14 protein-coding genes are annotated in these 20,145 nt (G+C 34.2%); 5 read left to right on the top strand and 9 right to left on the bottom strand.

The genetic code is table 11. From position 1 onward, the window contains the following. The 3 genes from ACNQGJ_RS16120 to ACNQGJ_RS16130 form a co-directional block, all read left to right on the top strand. Positions 1–5,461: Ig-like domain-containing protein (locus ACNQGJ_RS16120; protein ID WP_417980391.1), on the top strand; the 5,461-nt coding region annotated here is incomplete at its 5' end. A gap of 188 nt (positions 5,462–5,649) precedes the next feature. After that, positions 5,650–6,558 (top strand): PorP/SprF family type IX secretion system membrane protein, encoded by a 909-nt coding sequence (locus ACNQGJ_RS16125; protein ID WP_417971802.1) that lies wholly within the window; start codon positions 5,650–5,652, stop codon positions 6,556–6,558. Between the two features lie 11 nt (positions 6,559–6,569). Then, complete coding sequence (locus tag ACNQGJ_RS16130; RefSeq protein WP_417971804.1) at positions 6,570–8,510, top strand: OmpA family protein; 1,941 nt, start codon at positions 6,570–6,572, stop codon at positions 8,508–8,510. Positions 8,511–8,768: 258 nt separating this feature from the next. Here the strand turns inward: ACNQGJ_RS16130 and ACNQGJ_RS16135 are convergent, their stop codons facing one another. From ACNQGJ_RS16135 to pyrR, 7 genes are all read right to left on the bottom strand, one after another. Beyond that, the gene (locus tag ACNQGJ_RS16135; protein WP_417971915.1) at positions 8,769–9,272 is read right to left on the bottom strand and encodes a CAP domain-containing protein; all 504 of its coding nucleotides are present in this window, start codon (positions 9,270–9,272) and stop codon (positions 8,769–8,771) included. Between the two features lie 418 nt (positions 9,273–9,690). After that, complete coding sequence (locus ACNQGJ_RS16140; protein ID WP_417971806.1) at positions 9,691–10,206, bottom strand: CAP domain-containing protein; 516 nt, start codon at positions 10,204–10,206, stop codon at positions 9,691–9,693. A gap of 172 nt (positions 10,207–10,378) precedes the next feature. Further along, positions 10,379–11,023, bottom strand: a complete 645-nt coding sequence (pdxH, locus tag ACNQGJ_RS16145) for a pyridoxamine 5'-phosphate oxidase (protein WP_417971808.1) — start codon at positions 11,021–11,023, stop codon at positions 10,379–10,381. Positions 11,024–11,122: 99 nt separating this feature from the next. After that, positions 11,123–12,028 carry a ribonuclease Z gene (locus ACNQGJ_RS16150; protein ID WP_417971810.1) on the bottom strand — a complete coding sequence of 302 codons (906 nt, stop codon included), beginning with the start codon at positions 12,026–12,028 and terminating at the stop codon, positions 11,123–11,125. A 291-nt stretch (positions 12,029–12,319) separates the two neighbouring features. Next, a complete protein-coding gene (locus tag ACNQGJ_RS16155; RefSeq protein ID WP_417971812.1) occupies positions 12,320–12,652 on the bottom strand; it encodes a ribonuclease Z in 333 nt (110 codons plus the stop codon). A gap of 72 nt (positions 12,653–12,724) precedes the next feature. Further along, a complete protein-coding gene (locus tag ACNQGJ_RS16160) occupies positions 12,725–13,651 on the bottom strand; it encodes an aspartate carbamoyltransferase catalytic subunit (RefSeq protein WP_417971814.1) in 927 nt (308 codons plus the stop codon). 51 nt (positions 13,652–13,702) lie between these two features. Beyond that, on the bottom strand, positions 13,703–14,242 hold the full coding sequence (gene pyrR / locus ACNQGJ_RS16165) for a bifunctional pyr operon transcriptional regulator/uracil phosphoribosyltransferase PyrR (RefSeq protein WP_417971816.1): 540 nt from the start codon (positions 14,240–14,242) through the stop codon (positions 13,703–13,705). A gap of 578 nt (positions 14,243–14,820) precedes the next feature. On the opposite strand from pyrR, the gene ACNQGJ_RS16170 reads away from it, so the two are divergent. Together ACNQGJ_RS16170 and ACNQGJ_RS16175 are read left to right on the top strand one after the other, a co-directional pair. After that, entirely contained in the window at positions 14,821–14,997 is a 177-nt protein-coding gene (locus ACNQGJ_RS16170; RefSeq protein ID WP_417971818.1) for a hypothetical protein, read from the top strand. 303 nt (positions 14,998–15,300) lie between these two features. Next, on the top strand, positions 15,301–16,218 hold the full coding sequence (locus ACNQGJ_RS16175; RefSeq protein WP_417971820.1) for a hypothetical protein: 918 nt from the start codon (positions 15,301–15,303) through the stop codon (positions 16,216–16,218). A gap of 79 nt (positions 16,219–16,297) precedes the next feature. On the opposite strand, the gene ACNQGJ_RS16180 is transcribed toward ACNQGJ_RS16175, so the two are convergent. Both ACNQGJ_RS16180 and ACNQGJ_RS16185 read right to left on the bottom strand, forming a co-directional pair. Then, positions 16,298–17,914, bottom strand: a complete 1,617-nt coding sequence (locus ACNQGJ_RS16180) for an ABC-F family ATP-binding cassette domain-containing protein (RefSeq protein WP_417971822.1) — start codon at positions 17,912–17,914, stop codon at positions 16,298–16,300. Between the two features lie 187 nt (positions 17,915–18,101). Next, on the bottom strand, positions 18,102–20,129 hold the full coding sequence (locus ACNQGJ_RS16185) for a beta-N-acetylhexosaminidase (RefSeq protein ID WP_417971824.1): 2,028 nt from the start codon (positions 20,127–20,129) through the stop codon (positions 18,102–18,104). Positions 20,130–20,145: the final 16 nt, after the last annotated feature.

The raw sequence follows: 20,145 nt of genomic DNA on the forward strand, positions 1-20,145 counted from the left end.
TATCAATGCGGCTCCGGTGGCTCCAACTTCTGGCGGAAACCAGACCGTTTGTCAAGCATCTCCTATTCAAACGCTAACGGCTACTGCAACAGGTGGTACCATTACTTGGTATACCGATGCAACTGCTGGAACATTGGTAACAAATCCTACCCTTAATGCAGTGGGAACGGTAACCTATTATGCACAAACTGCTAATGGAACTTGTTCCTGTCTTGCAAGAACTCCTGTTACATTGACTATCAATGCGGCTCCGGTGGCTCCAACTTCTGGTGGAAACCAAACCGTTTGTCAAACATCACCTATTCAAACACTAACGGCTACTGCAACAGGTGGTACCATTACTTGGTACACCGATGCAACTGCTGGAACATTGGTAACAAATCCTACCCTCAGTACAGTGGGAACGGTAACCTATTATGCACAAACTGCTAATGGAACTTGTTTCAGTAGTACAAGAACTCCGGTTACATTGACCATCAATGCGGCTCCGATGGCTCCAACTTCTGGTGGAAATCAAACTGTTTGTCAAGTATCTCCTATTCAAACGCTAACGGCTACTGCAACCGGTGGTACAATTACTTGGTATACCGATGCTACTGCTGGAACATTGGTAACAAATCCTATACTTAATGCGGTGGGAACCATAACCTATTATGCACAAGCTGTTAATGGAACTTGTTCCAGTAGTACAAGAACTCCGGTTACATTGACTATCAATGCAGCTCCTACTGCAAATATTACTGGAATAATGACAGCTTGTTTAACAACAACATTAAATGCCAATACAAATGCAATTTCTCCAACTTATGTGTGGTACAAAAACAATGTAATAATTAGTGGACAAACAGCATCATCCCTTATTGTAACAGAAAATGGAGATTATAAAGTAAAAATAACTAGTAGTACATTTTTTTGTGAACAGACATCGTTAATTTCTGCAGTTACTGTTGAAGATTCAACGGCTCCTGTTATTAGTTTAGCGGGTGCCAGTACAACCATCAGTTGCCCTGAAGTGCCTTCCTTCACCGCTCCAACAGCGACTGATTATTGCTCAGCAGCGACTGTGAATGAAATATCTGATGTAAAAACTTTAGGTAATTGTGTAGGTTCATACAGTAGAACAATAACTTGGGATGCCACGGATGAAAGTGGTAATCATAGTACGACAGTAAGTCAAACAATTATTGTTGTAGACAATACTGCTCCTACTTTTATACCACCAGCAAACATTACACTAAATAGTAACGAGAACTGTTTAGCAAATACGAACCCAACTATTACTGGTAATGTTACCAGCATAAATGATACCTGCGATTCTAGTCCAAAAGCAACTTATATCGATACAGAATGTTTTGGAACATCAGAAACTAATGGATCAATAAATGCTGGAAAGGGTACTTATTTTCCCTTTACAGTTTCAGGATTTGATGATTTATCTGCAAGTAATATTCAAAAAATAGCTTTATCTTTTGAAACAAATCAAGGAAAGGGAAGAGCTGAATTCACTTTAGTTTCTCCTAGTGGACAAGGAGTAATATTAGTTGGTCCATATTGTTCTGGTGGAAATTGTGATGATACAAACTCAAATACTAAAGAATTATATTTACCTACATTTTATCCAAATAGCTCTGGCTATCCCCGTTGGAATAATGCCGATTTTATTCAGGAAGGAATAAATCAAAATATGACTCCAAACGGGGGGACAACTTCTCCAAATACAATCACTGGGTTAACATCTTATGTTTCAAGCTTTGAAAATCTTACTGGACCAATGAATGGTACTTGGTTTATCTATTCAAGAAAACAAGCCAGTGTTAATGGTAGTATAAATTTTAACAGTGTATGTTTGACACCTACTTTTTCCTGTTCCAGTAATAAAGTTATTACAAGAACATGGACCGTTACAGATGCCTGCGGTAACTTTTCTACGGCAGTTCAAACGATAAAAATTCAAGACAAAACGCCTCCGACTGCATCCAACCCTGCTACCATTTCGCTTGACGGTTGCAATGGAACTTTCCCTGCTGCTGATATTACTGTAGTAATGGATGAAGCCGATGCGTGTTCAACTCCGGTTGTTGCTTTTGTAAGTGATAGTGCTGCTGTTTTAGTGGGTTGTACCGAAACGACAATTAGAACATATAGCGTTACAGATACTTGCGGAAACACCATTAATGTGACCCAAAACTTAATCAGAACGATAGATACAACGGCTCCTACAGCTTCTAATCCTGCTGCCATTACCATTGACGGTTGCAACGGAACTTTCCCTGCTGCTGATATTACTGTAGTAATGAATGAAGCCGATGTGTGTTCAACTCCAGTTGTTGCTTTTGTAAATGATAGTGCTACTGTTTTAGAGGGTTGTACCGAAACTACAATCCGAACATATAGCGTAACGGATGCTTGCGGAAACACAATTAACGTGACCCAAAACTTAATCAGAACGATAGATACAACGGCTCCTACAGCTTCTAATCCTACTGCCATTACCATTGACGGTTGCAACGGAACTTTCCCTGCTGCTGATATTACGGTAGTAATGGATGAAGCCGATGCGTGCTCAACTCCGGTTGTTGCTTTTCTAAATGATAGTGCTACCGTTCTAGAGGGTTGTACCGAAACTACGATCAGAACATATAGCGTAACGGATGCTTGCGGAAACACAATCAATGTGACCCAAAACTTAATCAGAACGATAGACACAACTGCTCCTACAGCTTCTAATCCAGCTGCCATTACCATTAACGGTTGCAATGGAACTTTCCCTGCTGCTGATATTACGGTAGTAATGGATGAAGCCGATGCATGTTCAACTCCGGTTGTTGCTTTTGTAAATGATAGTGCTGCTGTTTTAGTGGGTTGTACCGAAACTACAATCAGAACATATAGCGTAACGGATGTTTGCGGAAACACAATCAATGTGACACAAAACTTGATTAGAACGATAGATACAACGGCTCCTACAGCTTCTAATCCAGCTGCCATTACCCTCACCGGTTGCAACGGAACTTTCCCCGCTGCTGATATTACTGTGGTAATGGATGAAGCCGATGCGTGTTCAACTCCGGTTGTTGCTTTTGTAAATGATAGTGCTGCTGTTTTAGTGGGTTGCACCGAAACTACAGTCAGAACATATAGCGTGACGGATACATGTGGAAACACAATCAATGTGACACAAAACTTGATCAGAACGATAGATACAATGGCTCCTGTATTTGTTGAAGCTTTGCCAGCGAATGTAACTGTTCAATGTGGGACTATTCCAACTGCTGCCACCCTAACCGCTACTAATAATTGTAATGATGTTACTGTAACTTACAATCAAGCAACTACTGCGGGGTTATGTGCCGGCTCTTATATGCTTACACGCACCTGGACTGCGAAAAATGCTTGTGGTCTTAGTACAATACACACACAAATTGTGACTATTGAAGATACAACAGCACCTGTATTTGTTGAAGTTTTGCCAGCAAATGTAACCATTCAATGTGGTGCTGTTCCAACTGCTGCTACGTTAACGGCTACTGATAATTGTAGTAATGCGGCTGTAACTTACAATCAAACAACTACTGCAGGCTTATGTGCCGGCTCTTATACGCTAACGCGTACATGGACTGCGAAAGATGCTTGTGGTCTTACTAAAATACATACACAAATTGTGACTGTTGAAGATACAACGGCTCCTGTTTTTGTTGAAGCTTTACCAGCAAATGTAACTGTTCAATGTGGTGCTGTTCCAACAGCTGCTACGCTAACGGCTACTGATAATTGTAGTAATGCGGCTGTAACTTACAATCAAACAACTACTGCAGGCTTATGTGCCGGCTCTTATACGCTAACGCGCACATGGACTGCGAAAGATGCTTGTGGTCTTACTACAATACATACACAAATTGTGACCGTTGAAGATACAACGGCTCCTGTTTTTGTTGAAGCTTTACCAGCAAATGTAGCTGTTCAATGTGGTGCTGTTCCAACTGCTGCTACGCTAACGGCTACTGATAATTGTAGTAATGCGGCTGTAACTTACAATCAAACAACTACTGCAGGCTTATGTGCCGGCTCTTATACACTAACGCGTACATGGACTGCGAAAGATGCTTGTGGTCTTACAACAACACATACACAAATTGTGACTGTTGAAGATACAACAGCACCTTTATTTGTTGAAGCTTTGCCAGCAAATGTAACCATTCAATGTGGTGCTGTTCCAACTGCTGCTACGCTAACGGCGACTGATAATTGTAGTACTGCGGTTGTAACTTACAATCAAACAACTACTGCAGGGTTATGTGCCGGCTCTTATACGCTAACGCGCACATGGACTGCGAAAGATGCTTGTGGTCTTACTAAAATACATACACAAATTGTGACTGTTAAAGATACAACAGCACCTGTTTTTGTTGAAGCTTTACCCGCAAATGTAACTGTTCAATGTGGTGCTGTTCCAACTGCTGCTACGCTAACGGCTACTGATAATTGCAGTAATGCTGCTGTAACTTACAATCAAACAACTACTGCAGGGTTATGTGCCGGCTCTTATACGCTAACGCGTACATGGACTGCGACTGATGTTTGTGGAAATAAAGCAACAGCTTCACAAATAATTAATGTAATTGATACTACTGGCCCCACTACAACTACTGTCTTCAATCCAACAGTAAATGTTACTTGTAATGCAATTCCAGCAAAACCTGAACTTTTATTTATAGACAATTGTTCTAGTGTAACAACAGCAATATATACAGAAACCATTATTAACAAAACTGACAATTCCTATTCAATTGTTAGAAAATGGTCGGTTGCAGATACTTGTGGAAATGCATCTGAATTTATTCAAATCATCAATGTCGCTATTTCTAATACTATTGTCACTATAAACGGTTCAATTTGCAATAGCGGAGAAATTACAACGGCCAATCTTAGAGCGCTTTTGCCAGTGGGTACAGCTACAAATGGAACTTGGATTGACGTAAACAATTCTGGTGCATTACAAGGTGACATTTTTAATGCTTCTGGACTTACTGGTTTAAATTATACATTTGAATATAAAATTAACAATGCTTGTTCTGAAACTATAAGAATTATAATGACTATAGATACCGGCTGTGGTGGTATTGTATTAGCTTGTGGAACTGTATTAGTTCACAATGCCTTCTCTCCAAATGGAGATGGAATCAATGAGATCTTTGTAATCGACAATATTGATGATACCATTTGTTATCCAGAGAACACTGTTGAAATTTACAACCGTTGGGGTGTTCTGGTTTTTGAAACAAAGGGATATAACAATACTGACAAAGCATTTAAAGGGCTGTCAGAAGGTAGAGCAACAATTAGTGGATCTTCCGGGTTACCTACTGGTACTTACTTTTACATCTTGAGCTATACTTCGGTTGATAATGACGGAAAAATTTTAACGAATAAAAAAGACGGGTATTTATACCTTACTAAATAATGAAATTTATACCTGAAGACTTTTGTCTCCAGGTATAAATAATAATAATAATAATAATAATAATAATAATAATAATAATAATAATTGCCCTTTTTCAACTAACTGATAACAGTTATCAAATTTATCAACTGACCTCCCGGATTCTTATAAATGAGTTCGATAGATAATTTAAATAATAAATATCTACTATGAAAACAAAATTATTTTCTTTCGTTTTGATGTTTACAGCCATAGTAAGTTTTGCGCAACAAGATGCTCAATTTACTCAATATATGTACAACACAATAAATATTAATCCAGCTTATGCAGGATCTAGAGGAGCCTTAAGTATTTTTGCATTACACCGTACGCAATGGGTAGGACTTGATGGTGCCCCAGTTACTAACGCTGTGTCTGTAAATACTCCCCTTAACAGCAGTAATTTAGGGTTGGGGGTATCGCTCATAAATGATAAAATTGGTCCTACAACTGAGAATACTATTTCAGCTGATTTATCATACACGGTTCCTACATCTAAAATCTTTAAACTATCTTTTGGTATCAAGGCAACTGCTAACTTTTTTAATTTAGATGTAAACCGATTAAACCCTGTTGATGATGATCCTAGTCTACATGATTTCAACAATAAATTTACTCCAAACATTGGAGCGGGAGTTTATTTACATTCTGACAAAGCTTACATCGGGTTTTCAGTTCCTAATTTCATTGAAAGCAAGCGTTACGATGATAATGAAGTAGCTATTTTTAAAGAGAAAATTAATTACTACTTAATTGCGGGTTATGTTTTTGATTTAAACAATTCAATTAAATTTAAACCCGCCGTACTTTCTAAAATAGTTGAAGGCGCACCTCTTCAAGTGGATGTATCGGGTAATTTTATGTTCAACGATAAGTTTGTTGTAGGAATCGCTTATCGATGGTCTGCAGCAGTAAGTGCAATGGTTGGATTTCAAGTTTCTAATGGAATGTATATAGGGTATGGTTACGATTATGAAACTACTAACTTGAATAATTATAATTCCGGTTCTCATGAAATATTTTTACGTTATGAAATATTTAAAAATAATGGTAAAATTATAACTCCAAGATTCTTTTAAAAACAATTATTATGAAAAAAAATATACTTCTTTACATAACAATAGTAAGTGTTTTTTCTATTAACATTTATTCTCAAAAAGCGAAATTGGCTACAGCCGATAAAAAGTATGACGGCTATGCCTATGTAGATGCCATCAAAACGTATGAAAGAGTTGCTGAAAAAGGATATAAATCAGCCGATCTGTTTAAAAAATTGGGTAATGCCTACTACTTTAATGCGGACCTCGATAAAGCTGCGAAATGGTACGGTGAATTATTTACTATGGATACCTCTAATTTAGAACCTGAATATTATTACCGTTATGCTCAGTCTTTAAGATCAATCGATCAAAATGATAAGGCAAATGAAATGATGGAACTGTTCAATCAAAAATCAGGAAACGATAGTAGAGGGAAACTCTTTAAAAAAAATACCAATTATTTAGAAGCTATAAAAGCAAATTCCGGAAGGTATAAAATTGAAGATGCTGGAATAAACTCTATCTATTCTGATTACGGGACTGCACTATATTCCAATAAATTAGTTTTTGCTTCAGCGAGAGATACTGGAAGTCTTGGACAAAGAAAACACAAATGGACTAATCAATATTTTACAAACTTATACACGGCTGATTTAGGCCAAGACATGGCCCCTAGTACTCCAGAAAAGTTTGATGCAAATGTTAATTCCAAGTTTCACGAATCTACTCCTACTTTTAGCAGCGATGGAAAAACCATGTACTTTACACGAAACAACTATTTAGATGGTAAAAAAGGAAAAGATGGAAATAAAATTACTTTAATAAAAATATACAAAGCCACTTTGGAGAATGAGAAATGGACAAATGTGACCGAACTGCCTTTTGACAGTGACAATTACAGTACGGCACATCCTGCTCTAAGTCCTGATGGAAAAACATTGTATTTTGCCTCTAATATGCCCGGATCATTAGGACAGTCTGATTTATTCAAAGTAATGATAAATGAAGATGGTACTTTTGGAACTCCTGAAAATTTAGGGAATACAATTAATACCGAAGGAAGAGAAACTTTTCCTTTTATTAATGATGAAAATGAAATATATTTCGCATCGGATGGACATCCTGGACTAGGAGGATTAGATGTCTTTATGTCTAAAATAAAGGAAGATCTTTCTTTTAGTGAAGTTCAAAATGTAGGTGCCGATGTGAACTCTCCTAAAGATGATTTTGCGTATCTAATCGATACAAAATCGAGGAGAGGTTTTTTTACTTCCAATAGAGACGGCGGTCAAGGGTATGACGACATCTATAAATTTTTGGAAACAAGAAAACTAATATGTGAACAATTCCTATACGGTGAAATCACCGATGTAAAAACGGGAGAAATACTTCCTAACACAAAAATAACCTTACACGACAATCAATTTAAGGTTGTCAATTCCGTTACTTCGGATGATAAAGGAAAGTATAGTTTTGTAGTTGAATGTGGAAAAATGTACAATTTAAGAGCTGAAAAACCAGAATACACAACCAAAGAAGAGAAAATTACAATCCCTACAACAACTGGAAAAACATATTTACCAATTGCATTAGAAAAAGAAATATGTCAAGTTGCTGTGGGCGATGATTTGGGTAAATGTTTTGGGATTAAAATGATTTATTTCGATTTAGACAAATCGAATATTAGAGAAGAAGCAGCTCTGGATTTAGAAAAAATATTAGATGTTTTAAATCAAAACCCTACGATGAAAATTGACATTCGCTCTCATACTGACAGCAGACAAACTTTCAAATACAACGAAGCATTATCGGAACGAAGAGCCAAATCAACCATTAGTTGGTTAGTTAAAAATGGAATAGATTCAAACAGATTGACAGGTAAAGGATATGGTGAAACACAATTGGTAAACAACTGTACTGATAATGTAACTTGTAACGAAGATGAACATCAACTTAATAGAAGAAGCGAATTTATAATTACTGCTTTGTAATTATTATCTTAAAAATTTATTAGGCTGTCTTATTCTGACAGCCTAATTTATATACGATACTTTTTATATAAGAAGAAATTACTTTACAAACTATATATACTGTCTCTCTACGATCTTAAAAACAAACTCTTTTGTGCTCAAACAATTAAATTAGAATCAGTTAAACGTTTTTTAGTTATTTATCAAATTCTGATATACATATAAAAGGCAGCCTTTTGGGGATAAGACAGCCTTTTAATAATAAAAAACAAACTCTAACTATATTTTTGCAAAGATATTGGTGTAATACTTTCTACCATTTACAGGATTTTCTTTAATTGCAATTCCAAAATGGGTGTGATTACCTTCAATATTAGCTTTATGACTTGGACTTGCTAACCATGCTTCTAAAACTGCCTCTGGAGTGTTATAATTGTAAGCTACATTTTCGCTTACCGTTTTAGCACCTAAAGTTTTAATGATATTTTCAGAACGAGCTACAAAATCATTATGATTAACCACATTATTAGCAATCATGTAATTAACATGCTCTTCTGATTTAAAAGACATAAGATTGATTTTTTCCAAAGGTTTTAATCCAATACTAACCCTGTGTTTATTGATTAAAGACATTGTTTCTAATTCTATGGAATTATAAGAATAACTTACTACTTTTAGTGCAGATGCTTCAGTAGTTTGAGTTTCAGAATCATCTGAAGAACAGGAATTCATAGTGCAAATCACAGTAAGGAGCAATACTGCACGAAGTAATTTTATCTTCATAATATAGTAGTTTAAGTTTAAAGTAGATTGTGGGGCAAACTTCTTTAATAAATAAAAAATATGTTCTTGTTTCTTATTCAAACATACCTATTTTATCGTTAAACTACCAAAAATAATCGACAAACTACATCACAAAATGACTTAAACATATAATTTTCTTACATTATGGTGACAATCGATCAATTTTCCAAGAAAAATTTTCTTGACTAGAATGTAAAAATAATATCAACTCAACAGATTTCGATAATTTACAGCAATTGCCTTTTTATTAATGTAAAGCTTAAAGCAACAGTCATTTATGGATGTTTCTCTAAGCTTTTCATGATATAGATAATTATTTTAAAAGTTTAATAACTATTCTAAAAATACAAGTAATTTACTTTAGGCAAAGTAGCATCGAAATTCTAAAAAAATCTAATTATATTCTTGCAAAGATATTTGTATAATATTTTTTCCCGGCTGAATCCACTCGTATTGAAATTCCAAAATGAGTAAAATCACCTTCAATATTTGCCTTATGACCAGAACTAGCCAACCAGCCATCAAAAACAGCCTGAGCTGTATTGTAATTAAAAGCGACATTCTCTCCTACACTTTTAGCTCTTAAAACATTCATAATATCTTGGGAACGTGCATCAAAACCATCATGATTTAATACATTATTGACAATCATATAGTTGTCATGCTCTTGCGCTTTATTAGATATATAGTCTGTTTTTAATAACATTTTTAACCCAATACGAACTCTATAAGCATTTATCAAATTCAAAGTTTCTGTTTCGATAGCGTTATAGGAATATGTGCTAGCATCCGTTGTAGGCGGTACCACATTTGAAACTGGTGGTGTCGGTGTCGGTGTCGGTGTTGGTGTTGGTGTTGGAGAAGTAACTGTTGTTGGTTCTACAGGAACAGCTTCAGTAGAACAGGAATTCATTGTAAATAGCACAAAAATGAACAATCGTGCTCTAAAAAAATTTAATTTCAAAATAATAGTAGTTTAAGTTTAAAATATGTCGTCTGCAAACTTACATGACATAATACCTAACTACAACACAAAAAACCGTTAAAATACACATTATTAACTACTTACAAAGATATTTCTTACTTTACGGAGATAGTCGTTCAATTTTCCAAGAGTAATTTTTTTGACTAGAATATCGAATTCTATCATGCAACCTGTTAGGTCTTCCTTGCCAAAACTCTACCTCTAAAGGAGTTACCAAAAATCCTCCCCAATGTTTAGGTCTAGGAATTTCAATACTATTAAAATCCTTTTCTAGCTTTCTAAGATTTTTTTCTAAATATTCACGAGAAGGAATCACTTCACTTTGGTTAGAAACTATTGCTCCTAATTTACTTCCTTCAGGTCTGGATTCAAAATAATTATCTGAAATCGATTCCGTAGTTTTATGCGCTATACCTTTAATAATTACTTGACGCTCCATCGTGTGCCAAAAAAATGAAAGACAGATTTTAGGATTTTGAGTAATCGCCCTACCCTTTTCAGAATTATAATTGGTATAAAAAATAAATCCTTCTTCATTAAATTTTTTCAACAAAACAACTCTGGCTTTTGGGAATCCATCTAAACCTATTGTAGCTACTGTCATAGCATTAACTTCGCTGTCCCCGCCAAAATCCTCTACTTCATGAAACCATCTGTTAAACAAGTTTATTGGATCTTCAGGAATATTTGATTCTAATAGCTCACTTTTTTCGTAAGATTTTCTGTAATCACTTAAATCGTTCATGTTTTGTATTTTAAGATTATTCGAAATTTGAATGACTCAATTTAGAAAGATTTACATATCCAAATGTAAGTTCAGATGAAGTAAACAAATTATTTTTATTTAAAACTCAAAGCTTTTTCCATCGTCGGCTAAGAGTACTGCGGGAAAAATAGTTTCTGCTTCTTCTTTAAAAAGTTCAATATTTTTATAACGAGTAGAATAATGCCCTAAAATTAATTGCTTTGCATTAGATTTTAAAGCAATCGTAGCCGCTTCTTTTGCAGTGCAATGCAATGTCTTTTTAGCCAAATGTTCTTCTGATTGCAGGAAAGTTGATTCGTGGTATAAAACATCAATATTTTTAATTATTGGAATTATAGCTTCGCTATAGGCAGTATCAGAACAAAAGGCATAATTTTTTGCGGGAATAGGATCAAATGTTAATTTGTCATTTTCAATCACTTGACCACTTTCTAAAATAATGTCTTTTCCGTTTTTTATTTTTTGATAATAACAGGTCTCAATTTCATAATTTTGAACGGCATCCAAGTTAAGTTTTCGCTCTCCCGTTTTTTCTTGGAATAAAAACCCATTTGTATAAACACGATGCTTTAACGGAATGGTTTTTACCAAAACTTTATCATCTTCATAAATTATCTCACTATCATTGGATTCTAATTCATGAAAAAACAAACCATAATTAGTCCAAGAATTAGATAATCTCAACTGTAATTTGATGATTTCTTGAATTCCTTTTGGACCATATATATGTAAATCAGATGTCCTGTTCAGTAAAGTGAAAGTAGACACCACTCCTATTAATCCAAAAAAGTGATCTCCATGTAAATGGGAAATGAAGATGTGATTAATTTTAGAAAATCGAATTTTATTTTTTCGCAATTGTACTTGGGTTCCTTCAGCACAATCAATCAGAAAAATTCTATTTTTTATTTCTAAAATTTGGGAAGTTGGATTCGTAAACGTTCGGGGTGTGGCTGCATAGCAACCAAGAATTGTTAGTTTCAATTTTTAATTTCAATTTAAAAGTTAGGAAAGAATTAAAATAGCACATTTACATTTTGTCATTCTTATGTAAATTTTAAACTATCACTACTCTTTTCCTTGTTGTATTTTTTGATTTGCAACGCTATAACGATCGCTAAAAATGAATTGGTCACTATTCCCTAATAGCTAGTAAAATGTTTGTTGTTAAAAACATTTTTATAGATTACCCAACAGTTAAATCACAAAGCATTCTAAAGTAATTGTTAAAATAAATCCGCTTTTTTTATTGCTATAAAAATCCATCAAGATATTTTAAAAACCTAAATCCCTTTCAATCTCTTCCATTTCAATAATATCATGTGCTTCTAATAAAGAAGGGACAACAGTCAATTTTTCAGGAATTGCATTATAATCAAAATCCGAAGTAACGATAACAAATGATTTTTTAGCTTTTTTATGAAGATTAGATAAAGGCATAAATAATTTCATATTACCCGCCTGTAAATCTTTATACAATAAAAGATCTATGATCAAATTATGCTTCTCAAATGTCTTATATTGATGCGTAACCTTCATTAAAAAAGAGGTGAAATCACCTTGTGTATCTCTAATGCTAATTGTGTGTCCTTTTTGATCTACTTTCATCTTTTTTAATTTCTAAGTCTACTCAAGGCAGAGAAGTTTATAAATAGCTAATTTACAAAGTTTTATATTAAATTACTGAATTTTTGATGCTAAAAGATAAATTACGGCCATTCTAATTGCCACCCCATTTTCTACTTGGTTTAAAATCACTGATTGTTGTGAATCGGCCACCTCACTTGTAATTTCGACACCACGGTTGATGGGTCCGGGATGCATTATTATAATTTCTTTATTCAAGGAATCCAAAAGCGTTTTATCTACTCCATATTGTTGAGCGTATTCCCTTGTTGATGGAAAATAATTCACATCCATTCTCTCGTTTTGCACGCGTAACATGTTCGCCACATCACACCATTCGAGGGCTTTTCTTAAATTAGACTCTACCGTTACACCAAGCGACTCAATATACCTAGGAATCAGGGTTTTTGGTCCGCAAACTTTTACCTCTGCTCCCTGCATTTGCAACGCATATATATTGGACAGGGCAACTCTAGAGTGTAAAACATCACCTACGATAACTACTTTTTTTCTGGCTATTTCTCCTAATTTTTCTCTAATTGAATAACTGTCCAATAAGGCTTGAGTAGGATGCTCGTGTGCGCCGTCTCCCGCATTTACAATGCTGGCTTTTACGTTTTTGGAGAGAAAATAAGCAGCTCCAGGATTAGCATGTCGCATTACCACCATATCTACTTTCATCGAAAGAATATTATTAACGGTATCTATTAGTGTTTCACCTTTTTTAACTGAAGATTGTGCCGCCGAAAAGCTAATTACATCCGCAGACAAACGTTTTTGAGCTAATTCAAAAGAAAGTTTTGTTCTGGTGCTATTTTCAAAAAAAATATTAGCAATGGTAATATCTCGTAAGGAAGGTACTTTTTTAATTGGTCGATTGATAACTTCTTTAAAATGATCGGCTGTTTCAAAAATTAGGTCAATATCATTCTTGTTGATGTATTTTATTCCTAATAAATGATTTACGCTTAATTCTTTCATTTCTTTTTACGATTATTAGTTTTTAATGTTAGATTTTTAAACTAGTATGATCTAACTTGTAATTAAATATACACCATCTTCACCTTCATTTTCTTTCCAACTCACTTTCACTTTTTCGTTATTTATGGCATCTACTTGTCTTCCTCTGTAATCTGGTTGAATAGGTAAATTGCGGCTAAAACGTCTGTCAATCAAAACCAGAAGTTCAATTTCTGAGGGTCTCCCAAAAGATTGAATGGCAGTCAAAGCCGATCGAATGCTTCGTCCGGTAAATAAAACATCATCAATGAAAATAACTTTCTTGTTTTCAACGATAAAATTAATCTTAGTTTTATTTGCTTCTAATGGCTTATCTGTTCTTCGAAAATCATCTCTGAAAAATGTGATATCCAAATAGCCCAATTGAATTTCAGGTGTTTGGTATTCGTTTTCTAATAATTCTTTCAACCGTTCGGCTAAAAAAACGCCTCTTGGTTGAATACCCACTAAAATCGTATCTGAAAAATCTAAGTGTTTTTCAATTAATTGACAGGCCAAACGATGTAATATGATAGTAACTTCTTTTGCAGTAAGTAATACTTTTTGACTCATTGTAAAGTGTGTTGTTTGGTTTTGCAAATATACGAATTCCCATTTATGATTTTATAATTATAAAGAGAGAAAATAGAGGCATTTTTTATTTGCGCCAAGAAATCCATGTAACTTTATGCCAAATACTTTATAAAAGTCTTGGTTTATGTGTTTTAAGCCATCTAGACAAAATATAAATTAGATAATAAATGATACGTATTCACTAACAATATGTTGCTTCCGTAGATTCAAAAAATCCCAGTCCCTATTGATCCTACGGTAAGGAACTAATTAAGATTGCATGATGTAAGTAACATTGCAAACATCATAGACATAATGGCAAACTGCGAAAAATATTTACCACTTCTATTCCGGGAGAGGTATAATGTAAGGTAATGTCCCTCTAGTTAAATCTCATAGAAAATCGGTAATTCAAAAATAGTTTCTTGTGATAAAAAGGAGCATTAAAATAGCTATAAAAATGCATTTTGTAATTTTTTTTGATACTATTAAAAAATTTCGCAATAAAGAATATAAATTATATAACAAATAAGCAATTCATTTTAGTAATTTTATACTTCTAATTAAAGATAAAAATCATGCAAAAAAAACTAACCAGATTGTTAATGCTTTTAGTAGTATTGCTATCGTTTACAAGTTGTTCAATTATAGAAGGTATATTTAAAGCGGGAGTTGGTGTTGGTGTTTTTATTGTGATCGCAGTAATAGCCATCATTATTTTTATTGTAAGTAAGATTTTTGGAAGAAGTAAATAAAAAATAATATTATCATTTCTAGTTCAGTATCCAAAACGTTCTATTTATAACATAAAAGCCATCCCGAAAGTCCATTTTCGATGGCTTTTTTTGTACCATGTTTTTTTAGACACTACTGTCTTACTTTTAGCAATATACAAGTTTTTAAAATATTATTTAGTCTTAAAAATCCTATAATTTTTTTTCTAATAAACGTCTTTAATCGAATATAATGGTCTCTTCATAGAATAAGTTAATTTTCATTTTTTTGTACCCTAATTTTTAATAATTTAACAAAAAGTTTAACAATTTAAAAATTTAAATATGAAAAAAATTGCCCTAAAATCTCAAGTCTTCATGAAAATTTCTTACCTACTTATCTTTTTTACCTTTATGTACTCTTGTCAAACTGACGAATTGACGACAACAACAACTGAAGCTGCAACTAATAAAAAAACAAGTAGCATATTAAAAACAACAACACCTGTTTCCACTAAAATATCTAGCGGTACTTGTAGTATTGATTGTATTAAAGCAGACAGTCCTTATTTTAAAACGACAGAACAACAAATTGTTAAATGGGGTGGTCCCAATAATGATAAGTTCAGTAAAACCGTAGACATCGAATATTATAATACTGCTACTGATTTTATTTTAAAAGTAAAAAGTTCTAATGGTTGGAGTGATTTAGTAATCAATGGCATTTCATCATGGACTGGTGGTAGTGTTGCTGAAAATACATGGGGAGCCTTAACTATTCCCTTAAGTGCAGGATGGAAAGCATGTGACGTTAAAAGTTTTGCTTTACAAATTTCAGGAAATGGACCTCAAGCCTCTTTTAATGTAAATTACAGCCTTTTTGGTTTGTGTACTGATTGTGTAACTTCCTTTACAGCTGAGGCTATATCGTGTGGTCAATCCCGTGAAGTACTGTATACGTTTATCTCTGATACAGATTTATCTTACTTTAAAATTCAAGGAGGTTTGACTAATTTTACAGGCGCCGATGCTGTGGTAACGGTTACAGGCGGCACTAATATAAAAACTACGCAGTCTACACCTGGTGGAAGTTCAAACAGAATAATAAAAGTTGAAGGAGGTATTTCGAAATGTTCCGAAATAAAAATAAGAGTTGCTTGGAATTCTACAAATACAGGTGGTACTATTACTGGAAGCTGGTCTGTATCAACAAATAATTCTAATGTTGCTCCTGCTCCTATTTTAGGTTTAACGTGTAATTAGAAATAATCGATTCCACGCTATAGTCATAAAAAAAAGGCGATTGTTTATTTGAAACAATCGCCTTTTTCTATTTATTTTTTTAAGAATACATCTTAACTCTCAATTCCTGAACTTTTTCATCCTCAAGATAATCATCAAACGTCATGTAACGGTCAATTGCTCCATTAGGTGTTAATTCGATCACTCTATTACCAACCGTTTGAGCAAACTCATGATCATGAGTAGTGAAAATAACAGAACCTTTAAAATTTTTCAACGAATTATTAAAAGCTGTAATAGACTCTAAATCTAGGTGATTTGTAGGTTCATCAAGCATTAAAACATTTGCTCTTTCCATCATCATACGAGACAACATACAACGTACTTTCTCTCCTCCGGATAATACTCGACAGGTTTTCAATGCTTCTTCACCAGAGAAAATCATTTTCCCAAGAAAACTACGAATATTTACCTCGTCACGCTCTTCTTCTGTTTTTACCCATTGACGTAACCAGTCAACTAAAGAATAATCACTCTCGAAAAACGAATGATTTTCAACTGGCAAATACGCTTGGTTTGTAGTAACTCCCCAATCATAAACACCTGAATCTGCTTTTTGGTTTCCATTTAAAATTTCGTAAAAAGCAGTTGTTGCACGTGAATCTTTTGAGAAAAGAACAATTTTATCCCCTTTGGCCATATTTAAATCAACCCCTTTAAATAAAATATCCCCATCTATTGAAGCACTTAAATTTTGGACATTTAAAATTTGATCTCCAGCTTCACGCTCTTGATCAAAAATAATAGCTGGATAACGACGACTCGATGGTTTTATATCTGAAATATTCAACTTACTAATCATTTTTTTACGAGAAGTAGCTTGTTTTGATTTGGCCACATTCGCGCTAAAACGACGTATGAATTCCTCTAGCTCTTGTTTCTTTTCTTCTGCTTTTTTATTTTGTTGTGCACGTTGTTTAGCTGCTAATTGGCTGGATTCATACCAGAAAGTATAATTTCCGGAATAATGGTTTATTTTACTAAAATCAATATCAGAAATATGAGTACAAACGCAATCCAAAAAGTGTCTGTCGTGAGAAACTACAATTACTGTATTCTCATAGGTAGACAAGAAATTCTCTAACCAAGCGATGGTTTCAAAATCCAAATCATTGGTAGGCTCATCCATGATAAGTAAATCCGGATTTCCAAAAAGTGCTTGCGCCAAAAGGACCCGAACTTTTATTTTACCTTCCAAATCTCCCATTAATGTATAATGATGATCTTCGGCAATTCCAAGATTAGACAACATTGATGCAGCATCTGAATCAGCATTCCAACCGTTCATTTCTTCAAATTGCACCTGCAGTTCCCCTATTCTGTCGGCATTTGAATCATTATAATCTAAATATAAAGCATCCATTTCTTTTTTAATCGCATACAAGGTTTTATTCCCCATTATAACGGTCTCAAGAACGGTACTTTCATCAAACATATTATGGTTTTGGTTCAAAACCGACATACGTTTTCCTGGTTCCAAATGAATATGTCCCGATGTTGGATCCATTTCACCTGCAATTATTTTAAGAAAAGTAGATTTCCCAGCGCCATTGGCTCCGATAACTCCATAGATATTACCGTGTGTGAAGGTAGTATTTACTTCGTCAAACAAAATTCGTTTGCCAAACTGAACTGATAAATTATTTACTGTTAACATGAATGTTTTTTTTTATAAAATTTTTGCAAAAATACGAAAAAAATACCGATTTACTAAATCCCAAAAAAATCCGTTTTCAATAGTTTCAATTTCTAGAATTTAATACTAAGTCACATAAAAAAATTGGACATAAATTGTTGTGATTTGTAAATTGCTAATTCATAAAATCAATTTTAGATTTTTTTATTTACAGCAACTTTTTCAAACTGCCGTACACAGCTAGCTCTACATCAGCAGGACTTCTGGTATTGCATTGTTCTAATAAATCATTCAATACCGTTGGATTTACGGTTTGTTTTTTGACAATTATTAATAAAAGCTGCCGGGATAAATCACTTAAACTTTTAGACAATGGTAAAAGTGGTTGCACCAGTGGAGCATTTGCACTTAAGGCAATTAAATCAGCATTCATATCAATCCATTTTTTTAAAAAGTTAGTGACCACAATTTGATTTTCTTGGTTTTTATTTTCTAAATAATTGTTTACGGCGATATCAAAATCAAAAACATCAAAAGCATCGGCAGTACACGCATCCGCGAATAAAGTCAACGGAGAATGCATGCGGTATTTTTTCCCTCCACCATTACGTTTATAATTTTTAAGGGGCTCACAAACATTTGAAAAATCATTTAAAGCACTTATATCTTGATTGTTACTGATGTTTCTCAGAATCACTTCTTTGTTTCTAATGTGCGTAATTCCCAGTTCTTCTAATCGAAAAGAGATTGTTTTCAACCTTTTGCGTAAGCTTTTCATATCCGTTACCTCCTCATTAGACCATAGTCGCTCTGCAATAGCTGCGGTTCGTGGCCAAATTCTTGAATCTATAGTTAATGGCGTAACCAGTTCGCTCCACATTGCCGCTTCTCCACCTAAAACCCTTGCTTTTTCTTCCGGACTAAGAATTATCTTTTTTGGAATGGGATCATTCAAATAATGACTTTCAATACCAAGCATCAAGTCAATATAATACCCATTGGACAAAACAGTATTGTAACCACTTTTTGCAGCTTTGATCAACGCACCACCGGCTTCTTGACCTTCGTTAGTTCCTCTCCAAGCATGAATTATGGCATCTTTAGACATGTTTTCGGTCATTATTTCTTCCCAACCCATCATTTTTTTGTTGTGCTTTTTCAACATTGGAAGTAACTGCATGTTAAAATAGGTTTGCAAATCATGATTATTAACTAGGTTATGCTTCTGCTTAAATTCCTGTATTTTAGGATTTGCATTCCACTCTTTGCCATTATTTTCATCACCGCCAATGTGAAAATATGCTCCCGGAAATAAAGGACAAACCTCGTCAAAAATTTCGCTTAGCAATTGATATGTTTGTGGGTTGGAAGGATCTAGTGTCGCATTAAAAATCCCTGAATTTCTTTGCACTTCATAACTGACTTTTCCATCACTCACTTTACTTCCTACTTCAGGATAAGCGGTAAGCAATGCCGAAGCATGGCCGGGTATATCTATTTCTGGAATCACTAAAATGCCTCTTTCATCAGCATATTTTACAATATTTTTAATTTCTTCCTGCGTATAGTAACTCCCATCTGAAGCCAATTCAGTCAACTTTGAATGTTTTTTCATTTCTATTCTCCAACCTTGATCATCTACTAAGTGCCAATGAAAAACATTCATTTTCATCGAAGCCATTGCATCAAGATTTCTTTTGATTACATCCACGGGCTGAAAATGTCTTGCCCCGTCAATCATCAATCCTCTCCAGGTAAATCGTGGCGAATCTGTAATCTCAACTGTCGGAAAATGATACGTGGTACTGTTGTTTTGCAGTAATTGCAATAAAGTCTCCATACCATGCAAAGCACCTAAATCAGACGTGGCATTAATTGTTATTTTATTAGATGCAACAATAAGTTTATAACTTTCATCTTCATTTATTTCTATTTTTCCGTTGCGAACACAATTAATCTGCAATTCTGCATCTGGTCTTTCATTGACTTTTGTCACAAAACTTTGCTCCAAAAACAATCCTGTTCTGCCGTCTAATCTTCGTAAAAAGCGGGTTGCTCCTATAAAGATTCTAGGATTTGGGTTACCGGTAATATTGACTTTAAAATTTTTGCTTAAAGCAAAAGTACCAGCGGTCAAATTTATATTTTGGGGCCACGGCATAAGATTTAATTGCTCTTTTTGTATTTGGGCATTACCCACAAAAGCGGTCAATAGTGCTATTAAGATGTATTTCATAGTTTTTATCCTTTTT

The sequence above is a fragment of the Flavobacterium cryophilum genome (assembly GCF_048286555.1).
Lineage (GTDB): Bacteria > Bacteroidota > Bacteroidia > Flavobacteriales > Flavobacteriaceae > Flavobacterium.

What these genes read in the sequence shown, in the direction of transcription:
- ACNQGJ_RS16125 (WP_417971802.1), top strand. Translation starts at nt 5,650, where the DNA reads ATGAAAACAAAATTATTTTCTTTCGTTTTGATGTTTACAGCCATAGTA.
- ACNQGJ_RS16130 (WP_417971804.1), top strand. Translation starts at nt 6,570, where the DNA reads ATGAAAAAAAATATACTTCTTTACATAACAATAGTAAGTGTTTTTTCT.
- ACNQGJ_RS16135 (WP_417971915.1), bottom strand. Translation starts at nt 9,272, where the DNA reads ATGAAGATAAAATTACTTCGTGCAGTATTGCTCCTTACTGTGATTTGC.
- ACNQGJ_RS16140 (WP_417971806.1), bottom strand. Translation starts at nt 10,206, where the DNA reads ATGAATTCCTGTTCTACTGAAGCTGTTCCTGTAGAACCAACAACAGTT.
- pdxH (WP_417971808.1), bottom strand. Translation starts at nt 11,023, where the DNA reads ATGAACGATTTAAGTGATTACAGAAAATCTTACGAAAAAAGTGAGCTA.
- ACNQGJ_RS16155 (WP_417971812.1), bottom strand. Translation starts at nt 12,652, where the DNA reads ATGAAAGTAGATCAAAAAGGACACACAATTAGCATTAGAGATACACAA.
- ACNQGJ_RS16160 (WP_417971814.1), bottom strand. Translation starts at nt 13,651, where the DNA reads ATGAAAGAATTAAGCGTAAATCATTTATTAGGAATAAAATACATCAAC.
- pyrR (WP_417971816.1), bottom strand. Translation starts at nt 14,242, where the DNA reads ATGAGTCAAAAAGTATTACTTACTGCAAAAGAAGTTACTATCATATTA.
- ACNQGJ_RS16170 (WP_417971818.1), top strand. Translation starts at nt 14,821, where the DNA reads ATGCAAAAAAAACTAACCAGATTGTTAATGCTTTTAGTAGTATTGCTA.
- ACNQGJ_RS16175 (WP_417971820.1), top strand. Translation starts at nt 15,301, where the DNA reads ATGAAAAAAATTGCCCTAAAATCTCAAGTCTTCATGAAAATTTCTTAC.
- ACNQGJ_RS16180 (WP_417971822.1), bottom strand. Translation starts at nt 17,914, where the DNA reads ATGTTAACAGTAAATAATTTATCAGTTCAGTTTGGCAAACGAATTTTG.
- ACNQGJ_RS16185 (WP_417971824.1), bottom strand. Translation starts at nt 20,129, where the DNA reads ATGAAATACATCTTAATAGCACTATTGACCGCTTTTGTGGGTAATGCC.